Annotated in this window: 12 protein-coding genes; 10 read left to right on the plus strand and 2 right to left on the minus strand. The window is 44.8% G+C overall.

Annotated features, from left to right (window positions below; all coding sequences use genetic code 11):
• From HY877_04480 to HY877_04500, 5 genes are all read left to right on the plus strand, one after another.
• Positions 1-439 (plus strand): YmdB family metallophosphoesterase (locus HY877_04480; GenBank protein ID MBI5299533.1); only part of this gene is annotated, 439 nt, incomplete at its 5' end.
• Positions 440-491: 52 nt separating this feature from the next.
• Positions 492-875: a response regulator gene (locus tag HY877_04485; protein ID MBI5299534.1), complete on the plus strand. Its 384-nt coding sequence runs from the start codon at positions 492-494 to the stop codon at positions 873-875.
• The gene (locus HY877_04490) at positions 862-1,497 is read left to right on the plus strand and encodes a hypothetical protein (GenBank protein MBI5299535.1); all 636 of its coding nucleotides are present in this window, start codon (positions 862-864) and stop codon (positions 1,495-1,497) included. The genes HY877_04485 and HY877_04490 overlap by 14 nt, the downstream gene beginning before the upstream one ends.
• Complete coding sequence (locus HY877_04495; protein ID MBI5299536.1) at positions 1,494-2,636, plus strand: PAS domain-containing protein; 1,143 nt, start codon at positions 1,494-1,496, stop codon at positions 2,634-2,636. The genes HY877_04490 and HY877_04495 overlap by 4 nt, the downstream gene beginning before the upstream one ends.
• Positions 2,637-2,653: 17 nt before the next feature.
• Complete coding sequence (locus HY877_04500) at positions 2,654-4,048, plus strand: sigma-54-dependent Fis family transcriptional regulator (GenBank protein MBI5299537.1); 1,395 nt, start codon at positions 2,654-2,656, stop codon at positions 4,046-4,048.
• A 5-nt stretch (positions 4,049-4,053) separates the two neighbouring features.
• Here the strand turns inward: HY877_04500 and HY877_04505 are convergent, their stop codons facing one another.
• Positions 4,054-5,517 (minus strand): putative DNA binding domain-containing protein, encoded by a 1,464-nt coding sequence (locus HY877_04505; GenBank protein MBI5299538.1) that lies wholly within the window; start codon positions 5,515-5,517, stop codon positions 4,054-4,056.
• A 184-nt stretch (positions 5,518-5,701) separates the two neighbouring features.
• Here HY877_04505 and HY877_04510 point away from each other — a divergent pair, with 184 nt between their 5' ends.
• Positions 5,702-6,151: a nucleotidyltransferase domain-containing protein gene (locus HY877_04510; GenBank protein ID MBI5299539.1), complete on the plus strand. Its 450-nt coding sequence runs from the start codon at positions 5,702-5,704 to the stop codon at positions 6,149-6,151.
• Positions 6,151-6,606: a DUF86 domain-containing protein gene (locus HY877_04515; GenBank protein ID MBI5299540.1), complete on the plus strand. Its 456-nt coding sequence runs from the start codon at positions 6,151-6,153 to the stop codon at positions 6,604-6,606. The genes HY877_04510 and HY877_04515 overlap by 1 nt, the downstream gene beginning before the upstream one ends.
• Positions 6,607-7,003: 397 nt before the next feature.
• Here HY877_04515 and HY877_04520 read toward each other — a convergent pair whose 3' ends face one another.
• Positions 7,004-7,948, minus strand: coding sequence for a Fic family protein (locus HY877_04520; GenBank protein ID MBI5299541.1), 945 nt, complete (start codon positions 7,946-7,948; stop codon positions 7,004-7,006).
• A gap of 385 nt (positions 7,949-8,333) precedes the next feature.
• Between HY877_04520 and gvpA the strand changes: the two genes are divergently transcribed.
• From gvpA to HY877_04535, 3 genes are all read left to right on the plus strand, one after another.
• Positions 8,334-8,549, plus strand: coding sequence for a gas vesicle structural protein GvpA (gene gvpA / locus HY877_04525; GenBank protein ID MBI5299542.1), 216 nt, complete (start codon positions 8,334-8,336; stop codon positions 8,547-8,549).
• A gap of 91 nt (positions 8,550-8,640) precedes the next feature.
• Positions 8,641-9,198 (plus strand): hypothetical protein, encoded by a 558-nt coding sequence (locus HY877_04530; protein ID MBI5299543.1) that lies wholly within the window; start codon positions 8,641-8,643, stop codon positions 9,196-9,198.
• 6 nt (positions 9,199-9,204) lie between these two features.
• On the plus strand, positions 9,205-9,583 hold a 379-nt coding region (locus HY877_04535; protein MBI5299544.1), incomplete at its 3' end, for a hypothetical protein.

Here is a 9,583-nt window from a genome sequence, read left to right on the forward strand (position 1 = left end):
CGTTTTTATGGAGACGAAAGGGCACAAGACCTCTTCGCCTTTCAAAGCGATGGATGCGCTTCTCAAAGAAATCCGGAAAGAGACGTCGATTATTTTGGTGGATATTCATGCTGAAGCGTCCGCAGAGAAAAAAGCGCTGGGTTGGTATCTGGATGGTCAGGTAACTTGCGTGGTGGGCACGCACACCCATATTCAGACAGCAGACGAAGAAATTTTGCCCAAGGGAACGGCTTACATGACCGATCTGGGAATGACCGGCCCGCATCATTCCGTGATTGGTCTCGATATAGAAACAGCCCTGAAGCGTTTCTTGAGCGATGGAGAATTTAAAAAGTTCAAGGTGGCAAGCGAGGGCGCCCGCCTCGAAGGACTGTTGATCGGTGTTGATGAAGAAACAGGCAGAGCGCGGCAGGTTACACGCATTCGGAAAATATTGTAGAACTGAATTTTAGAACTGTCCAACTCCATAAAAATTCGCTACAGTTTTGATTATGAAAAACCATCCCAAGAAGAAAACTATTCTTGTTGTCGATGATGAAGAGCAAATTTGCAATGTGATCAAAAAGGTGTTGCTTCAGGAAGGATATCAAATTTTTACCGCTTTCAATGGAGAGACGGCGTTAAATCAATTAAAAAAAAGTTCCGTGGATCTCATGCTGGTCGATCTGAAAATGCCCTCCATGAACGGATTGGAACTGTTGCAACAAGCGCGGACTATTCAAAAAAATTTAAAGTCAATCTTGTTAACAGCCTACGGAACCGCCTCAGCCGCCAGAGATGCCATGTTCCTCGGTGTCTTCGATTTTCTGACGAAACCCTTTGACATTCAGTTGCTCAAAAAGGTGGTCAAGGAGGCTCTAGGTGATCAACGGTAGACGCCTCATTTATATTCCCATCCTTCATACTCAACAGGACATGGGAAGTCTGGCTCCTGAAGCAAAAAAGGCTTTCATTGGAAAGCTGGGTCAAAAGCTATGGCGGCACCACACGCAAGCCATTGACGAAATGTGGTCCGGAATCAAAAAACAGATCTCCCGCTTAAAACTCCCTTACAAAAAAGTTTCCATTTATCAAGACGGATTACCCGTCTGTGGCAAAGAGATTGAGATTATTCATCATCTGGCAGAACAAAAAAGTCCCAATCACCTCATTGTGGAAGGACTTATAAAAAAAGGGGCCACTTTGGTCGGTACGGAAGATCCCATTTTATTGAAACAGGAATACGACTGGATCAAGCGAATTCTTGAGGCCGGCAATAATGGACAAAAGAAAACATTACTGGAAGAATATGGAAAAGTGGCTCCGGAGCTCCTAAAAAAACGTGATCTCTTTATCAAGGAAAAAATAAACAAAACGCTTCCACAGGGGGGAGTGGGTCTGCTTTTTATAGGGCTGTTGCACCGGGTGGATGAACTGCTTCCGTCGGATATCCAAGTGAGTTATCTGATTTATCGTCTCCCCTTTCATCGCGGTTTTGAAATAGAATTAACGTCATGAAACACCCTTTCAGAAAAATTTGGGAATGGTTTTTATCTCTTTTTTGGAAAAGAATTGATGAGATAATCCAAAGTCGAACGGACCTGCTCCAGATCTTTGACGGTTTCAGCGATCCTGTCATTGTAATTGACAAACAATTTGTGATTCAGCGCGTGAATCGCACAACTCTGACAACCTTGGGGAAAAAATCATACAAGGAACTGATCGGAAAAACCTGCTATTCTGCAATTCACGGTTCAAAAGAACGCTGTCCGTCGTGCACAGCCGCAGAGACCTTTTTCTCGGGTGAAAAAACAGTCCGGACCGGTTTTCTGGAGACAAGTGAAAAACCACTGGAAACGGTTTACAATATCACTTGCTATCCGCTGACCGATGAGAGGGGCGTCGTTACTCATGTTGCGGAGTATTACCGATCTTCTACCGAAATTGTCAATTTAACCCGAGAACTTTATGAATCCGAGCGGGCAAGGATCATGGAGCCGCTGGCGGCGGGGCTGGCTCATCAGGTTCGCCAGCCGCTAACCATCATACGAGCCTCGGCCCAATACGGACTGGGAACCTTCAAAAAATCTCTCAAGAGCGACGATTTTAATGAGACGATGGAATCTATTATCCACAATGTTGACACGGTAAATGATGTCCTCGCGGATCTCCTGCATTTTTCAAAACCCGCCCAATATCGGATGAGAAAGGAATCCATTCCAGAATTGTTGGAAGCGGGTCTTAAACTCATGCGTCAAAAGATCAAGGATCAAAAAATTTCCGTGACAAAGGATTGGCAGAAAAAATTGCCGGAGATTTTGATGGACAAGAAGGTTTTGCTTCAGGCTTATCTGAATCTACTAATGAACTCCTTCGAGGCAATGCCGCAGGGAGGGAACTTAAAAATTAGCGCCGCTCATCGAAGAGATACCAACCCTCCAAGAATTGACATAATCATTGAAGATACAGGAACGGGAATTCCCAAAGAACTTGTCCCCAAACTTTTTCATCCCTTTTTTACAACGAAGGAAAGCGGGGTTGGGTTGGGACTTTCGGTTGCAGAGGGGATTGTCCGCTCTCATGGTGGTCGTATCCGATTTGAAGGCAGGGAAGATCGGGGAACAAAGGTTATAATTGAATTACCTTTGTCTGCCTGATAAATAAGCACTGATTTATGGATACCATTTTTGTCGTTGATGATGAGCAGGAACTCTGCACAACCATCCAGAAAGTGTTTGTAGCCGAAGGATATCGAGTGCTTTGGACCACCCATCCGGAAGAATTTCTTTCAAAACTACCGGGCAACACTTTTAGCTGTCTCCTTCTGGATTTGAAACTGGGTGGATCAAACGGCATTGATTATCTGGAAAAAATCCTTGAGACAGATCCTCATCTTCCCATCATTATCATTACTGCTTATGAAACGGTGAAGACTGCCGTGGAAGCCATGAAGCGCGGAGCCTTTCATTATTTGCCGAAACCTTTTGACAATGAAGAACTGAAAGCACTCGTGGCCAATGCCGTCAAGATGCGGCACCTTTATTGGGAGTTGAAAAGTTGTCAACTCCGCAAAGAGGATAATGCCACTTTGGAAATGATGATGGGAAGTTCTCCCGCCATTCAAAATCTGGCAAAACAGATTTCTGCCGTAGCCCAAATCGATGTGAACGTGCTGTTCACCGGTGAAAGCGGAACAGGAAAGGAATTAGTTGCAAAAACTCTTCATCATCTAAGTCCAAGAAGGAAAGGCCCTTTCGTTCCCATCGATTGCGCCTCCATTCCGGAAACATTGATTGAAAGTGAATTATTTGGCCATGAAAAAGGGGCTTTTACCGGTGCCCATGCCGCTCGAAAAGGAAAAGTAGAGCAGGCGAATGGAGGAATCCTCTTTTTGGACGAAATAGCGAACATCCCCCTGAATATCCAAGCAAAGCTTTTGCGATTTTTGGAAACGCATACTTTCGAACGCTTGGGGGGGGGGGTGGGGAGCGTAAAACGCCCTATTAACGTTTCTCTCCGGGTGATCGCGGCGACGAACAGGGAACTTTCAAAACTTGTCAAAGAAGGCAACTTTAGAGAAGATTTATTCCACAGGCTCAATGAATTTCCGATAAACCTGCCTCCTTTGAGAGAGCGTTCCCATGATATTCCCTACTTGAGTTTGAGATTCCTCCATGAATTTGAATCTCAAATCGGCAAGACTGTTTCGGGGTTTGATCCCAAAGCCCTCGACCTCCTCCAATCTTATCCTTGGCCCGGAAATGTGCGTGAATTAAAAAACGCGCTCAAACGGGCCATGGTCATTGCCAATGGCAAAATTCAAAAAACTGATTTGCCGCCTGAAATCAGGAATCCAAAAATTACCGGTGTCCAGACGGAGCTGACGATTCCAATTCGGCACGGTCTTTCTCTTTTTCAAGCCTCCAAAGAGTCAGTCAGTTTTGTGGAAAAACAACTGATTCAAACTGCCCTGCAAAAAACGGAAGGACACAAGGGGAAAGCGGCAAAGCTACTGGAGATTGACGAGAAAACACTTTATAACAAATTGAAGGTGTACCGGCTTTCCTGATAAATTCATTTTTTGACATAGCGCACACCCCTTCCTTTCCTCTGAAGTGAGAGGAGTCCCTTTTCAACAAGTACTTTGATGTCAAGGCGGGCCATTCTTTCACTCACAGAAAATTGTTTGGCATAATCTAGAGTGGAAAAAGGGAAAAAGGAATCAGGCAAGCTTAGGAGCTCTCTTTGCCGTGCGCCCAATCCCTCTTGAAGAAGGAAAGAATTCTGTCTGGGGAGGGTCACAATAAAAAAGGGACCCTCCTCGGCAAGGAGGAGGGGAGGGCGTCTCATCTGCTCCAGGATTTTCCGGACCCGGAGCAATCCTGTCCCCGCCCGTTCAATGTAGTTGGCTCGAAAAAAAACATCGGCAATCATCGGATTTCGTCGAAAGCTTCTTCCCCACAGATGATCCAATGAAATCCGCTGGCTCACCGGTCCCGGGTTTGAAAATTCAATGGAGGATGGAAATATTTTGATGGCAACATCTGCAGACATTTCGAAATAATCGCGATGAATGATGGCATTGACAAGCAGTTCCCTCAAAACAAATTCCGGAATTTCTAGCACATCCCTTCGTTGCAGGGATTCAATTTCCGGTCTGGATTGCAAATGACCTTTAAGAAACTGAAAAGCTTCTTCCACCTGCTGGAACAGGGTTCCCTTCAGAATTTTTTGTTCCAGGATCGTCGCCGGGTCTTCCATAACCAGCAGGGTCACTGTGGCTTGTGGAAAAATCATCTGGGGATTTGTGCCAAAAAGCAGAATGCCCGCATAGGTCAAATAATCGTTTCCGTTCTGCCTCCGAAGACAGCCGATGTTTTCAAGAAGTTGAATGTTATCCAGATCGATTTCCAGACGTGCTCTTTGTCGAAATATTTCTATCTGCCTTAAGGCCAGCAGATCTTTTGCTTTCTCCTTTACATAAAGTTGTCTGTCGAACAGTATTTTTGTTTCCTGAACGGCAAAAGCAAAGATTTCATTACGGGTCAGTTTTTGGGAGTTGGTACCAATGCGGAGATAAAAACCATCCGGTGAGCGAACCGGTTTATTGAGACTTTCCAAAATATCGACAGCGATGACATCTCCAAGAGAACGGAGGGTAATCTCCACGGGAGGATCACAATTTCTGGCGGCATTTTGTAATTGTGATTTCAGGCGGTTGGTCAGGGAGACGTGTCGGACAACCCCTTTGTCTGATATCCCAATGTAGAGCGTTCCCCCGCTGGCATTGGCAAAGGCACAAAAATCTTTTTCGAGATGCGAAGAAGGGGTTTCCTTGAATTCAACCAAATAACCCTCCCCCTCCAGAAGGCGCTCCTGAATTTCAGTAGATGGGGCCATTGGAGAAAAGATATCGGCAATGCCGGTAATTGTAAAGAGATTAATTGCCGATGTCGTTGCCGGCTTTCCTGACAGGCCCACACCTCGTTTACCTTCTTTTTCTCTGTCGCCCCTCTCGGTAGCGCAGAAGGGCTTCACGAGAGGTTAGCCAAATTCTTCCCTCTTTGTGAGCTTCCAGTTTTCCTTGCCGTATCAACAGATAGAGACTGTTGATTCTTTCATTGCGAGGAACATCGTTCCGAAGCAATCCCCCATGGGATCAATTGGAGATTGCCACGGCCCCTTTCCCATTTGTTAATTTGAAGCGAAACAGATTGAATCCTTGAATAAAGTCATCATGTACCGTATCTTCGCGTTCATGGATCAAGACGATTTGAGTTTCAAACCGGAAGACAAGAAAAAACTAGAAGATCTGGGTGTTGCGATCCTTTATCTCTTTGGTTCCCGAGCGGAAGAAAAAGCGGCTGAAGATTCAGACGTTGATTTCGGGGTCGTTATGCGTCACCCCTCCCTTTTGAGCCATGGCACCAATGATATCTATCTTGTTCTTTTTAATCTTTTGGGAAATTACGTCGAAAACAGCAACGATCTTGATATTATCTTTCTTCAAAAAGCCCCGCTGGAGCTTCGGTTTGATGTGATTCGACACGGCAAATCTATTTTGGAGGTTTCTTCCGATTTTCGACTCGATTTTGAGGAAGCGACCGTGAGGGCCTATTGTGATTTTAAACCGGTCCTTAACGAGTTTGATCAGGCGATTCTTGAGGGATAATGGGAACACTTAAAAAACAATCAATTCTTCCACGTATGGATGGAATCTCACAAGACCTTCAGCGTTTGAAAAAACTCTCCTTTCTTCCCGTTGAGGAATTTGAGAAAAGGGGGGACGATTTTGCCTTGGCTCAGTTTTACCTTCGCCAGGCATTGGAAGGGGTCTTTCATATCGGCTCTCATATTTTGTCCCGTCTGCCGGGGGGACGAGCCACGGAATACAAGGAAATTGCAAGACTGCTCGGGGAGAGAGAGGTTGTTCCGATGGAATTTGCCAAGTCAAAGTTAATGCCAATGGCCGGCTATCGAACACGGCTGACCCATTTCTATTATGAAGTCGGCCCCAAGGAGATATTGGGAATCCTCAAGAATTGTCTGAAAGACATTGAGGAGTTTCTGCATCATATTCGAGAACTGTTAAAGAAACCGGACCGTCTTGGGTTGTCGGTTGAATAGACCACTCATCAACTCATCGGCAACCAAGTTTACTCAAGGGCACCTCTAAAAACTCCGTTTGTCATCCTGAACACATTCGCTTTGCTCAGTGTAAATTCCGTGAAAGACCTACTTGATGGGAGTGGTGGAAAATGCATTTTTCATGGTTGTCATCCTGAACACATTTGCTTCGCTCAGTGTAAACTCCGTGAAGGATCTACTTGATAATATTGGATTCTTCGCGGAGTTTATCCTGAGCCCGAACAGATTCTTCGCTTCGCTCAGAATGACAAAGCGAAGGGATCAGAATGACAATTTGAAAATTTCAGCATTTTCCACTACTCCCTTGATAACAAAGTGGATTCGGAGCGTGGCGAGGAATGACAAATTGTGTTTTCATAGGTTTTTAGAGGTATCCTTACCTTCTTTTTCTCTGTCGCCCCTCTCGGTAGCGCAGAAGGGCTTCACGAGAGGTTAGCCAAATTCTTCCCTCTTTGTGAGCTTCCAGTTTTCCTTGCCGTATCAGCAGATTTAAATATTTTTGTGAATGGTGACTTCCTTTGGCAATTTCAGACAGAGGCAGAAATTTCTCCCGTTTTTTTGATGTGGGTGTCAAAACTTTAAGATAGATATTGAGAGCGCGTTCCACCGATTGAGCAATAAATTGCACCAACAAAGCCGGTTTCCCCTGATCTGCCTCACTCAAAACCCTATAATACTTTTTACGGTCGTTTTTGAGAATCACAACCAGCGGATAGCCCGCCTTCATAAGGAGTACATTCATTGCAAGTCTTGCTGTTCTGCCATTTCCATCCAAGAAAGGATGAATATGCACCAATCGATGATGAAATAGAGCGGCCAGTTCGACAACATGAAATTTTTTTTGATTTTTTTGAAACCATTGCATCAATTCTCGCATCAGCATGGGAACATCCAAAGCATCGGGTGGTGTATGATCGGCCCCACCGATAATAACATTGCTTTCCCGGTACCTGCCCGCCCATTCCTCTTCGGTTTCTCTTGTCACCAATTGATGCAAAGTCCGAATGAGGTGTTCGGAGATCGTCTCTCTCTTTTTATATTCCACAAGTTCATAGAGATATTCCAAAGCGGCGTGATGGTCCTTGGCCTCCAGATGATCTTTTAATGATTTCCCCTTGATTGTGAGCCCTTCGTTGATTACGAGAAAGGTCTCTTTGAGTGTCAGACTATTCCCTTCAATGGCATTGGAGTTATAGGTCATCTCAATTTTGAAATGATCCCGCAGTTTTTCTATGGCTGAACGGGGCAAGGGACGAAGCGCATTGAGAAAGTCGAGTTTTCTTTCGAGCAAATCCTTCAGGGTTTTCGACAATAAAGCCATAATATGGTGTGACCTCAAAAATACACCTATACCATATTAATGAAAGTCACAACTATTTTTTGGCATGCTATTTGAATTCGGGAAAGAGGGTCCGGTTTTCGGGAACCCGATGCTGATATTTTGTATTTATCCGAACAGGTCGTTGCTGAATGAAGGATCACCGAAATTCCCCAACAGCTATCAAATATGTATTTCCAGAGCACACTGTCTTTAAATAGCTATGTTTATTTGATTTGCCGTCCGTTTTTTTTTTTTTTTGGAAAATATTTTTAAAATAAATCGAACATTCAGCGACGTAAAGCACTCTATCAAAAACACGTTTTTAATTCTCCAATGTGGAACATAAATTGCATGTCTTAGGTCTTAGAAAAAGGGGGTGATTATCATGCCAGTTCAAAAATCAATGGCGAGCTCATCGCTCGCAGAAGTTATCGATCGTATTCTCGACAAGGGAATCGTGATCGATGCATGGGCCAGACTCTCTCTCGTCGGGATTGAGTTTTTAAGCCTAGAGGCCAGAGTGGTTGTCTCTGGAGTCGAGACCTATCTGAAGTATGCCGAAGCGATTGGTCTTACACAAACAGCGGCTCAGCCGGGTTAATTAGACAGGTTCAGGGAAAGAGAGGGTTTGCCGGGATAACCTCTCGAGCTTACTCCGCCAAACCAGGTCTCTTCTAAAGGAGGAAATTGTTATGAGGGACTTCGAAGAAATAAGGGACAGAACTGCAGAGATCGTTGCAAGTTATGATGAACGCATTTGCGCGGTATCCGACATCATTGAGAAAAGCCTCAAGATGCTGGATGAGTCTCGTCATACGAGCCAGACAGTGCAGAACCAGCTCAAAGAAACGCTGGCGAAGGTTGAATCGTTGCGGAAAAAAGATTTCGATGCCCTCACAACTCCGATGCTTCTCCATCAGGAAAAAAGAGAGCATGAGATCAAAGAATTTCTGGACTCTTTCCTCAAGAATCAACGGCAGTTGGCAAGCCAACTCAAAAGAGTCATTCAAGCAGGAATTTTTCCTAAAGTCCCCGAACTGGAAAAGGCCCTTGGAGAAACTATTCAGGAAGCCAAAGAACACTTGGTCAGTTTTTGCAAAGAACAGACCCTGATCGGGGAAAAAATGCAATCCCTTCTTCACAAAAAAGAGGCGCTCACCTTGAGGGAATTCAAGGAAGCGCTGGGAGCCCTTCAGAGGGAACTTGGTTTTTCTGAAGAAGAAAAAACACAAGCAGTAGCAAGGGGGTGACTATTTATGGGATTTTCAGAAGAAATGAAAAATCTGGGAGAAAATTTTCTTGATTCGTTTGATGACCGGGTTCGTTTCATGGGAAAAAACCGGTTCGAAGTCAAGAAGATGAAGCAAGATACGCGTCGGTTCATGAATGAATTGAAAAGCGAGCGCAAAGCCATGGGCAGGAAATTGCGCACCACACTCAACAACTTTACCGATCATCTTACGGAGGCAGTTGATAAAATGCTGGGCGGATGCAAGAAACATCGCCATCAGCTCCATCAGGAACTCAAGACGGGGCACCAAGCCTATCAGCATGTGGCAAAAGAGATGGCAAACAGGCGGCGTGGTTTTTTCGCTCAAGTAAAAAAGAATGAGCAGACTTTCGAGCATAAAAAAG

This window comes from Deltaproteobacteria bacterium, from assembly GCA_016213065.1.
Classification (GTDB): Bacteria; UBA10199; UBA10199; order SPLOWO2-01-44-7; family SPLOWO2-01-44-7; genus JACRBV01.

Coding starts and splice junctions, on each gene's coding strand:
- HY877_04520 (MBI5299541.1), bottom strand. CDS start 7,948: ATGGCTTTATTGTCGAAAACCCTGAAGGATTTGCTCGAAAGAAAACTC.
- HY877_04515 (MBI5299540.1), top strand. CDS start 6,151: ATGGGAACACTTAAAAAACAATCAATTCTTCCACGTATGGATGGAATC.
- HY877_04530 (MBI5299543.1), top strand. CDS start 8,641: ATGAGGGACTTCGAAGAAATAAGGGACAGAACTGCAGAGATCGTTGCA.
- gvpA (MBI5299542.1), top strand. CDS start 8,334: ATGCCAGTTCAAAAATCAATGGCGAGCTCATCGCTCGCAGAAGTTATC.
- HY877_04495 (MBI5299536.1), top strand. CDS start 1,494: ATGAAACACCCTTTCAGAAAAATTTGGGAATGGTTTTTATCTCTTTTT.
- HY877_04500 (MBI5299537.1), top strand. CDS start 2,654: ATGGATACCATTTTTGTCGTTGATGATGAGCAGGAACTCTGCACAACC.
- HY877_04485 (MBI5299534.1), top strand. CDS start 492: ATGAAAAACCATCCCAAGAAGAAAACTATTCTTGTTGTCGATGATGAA.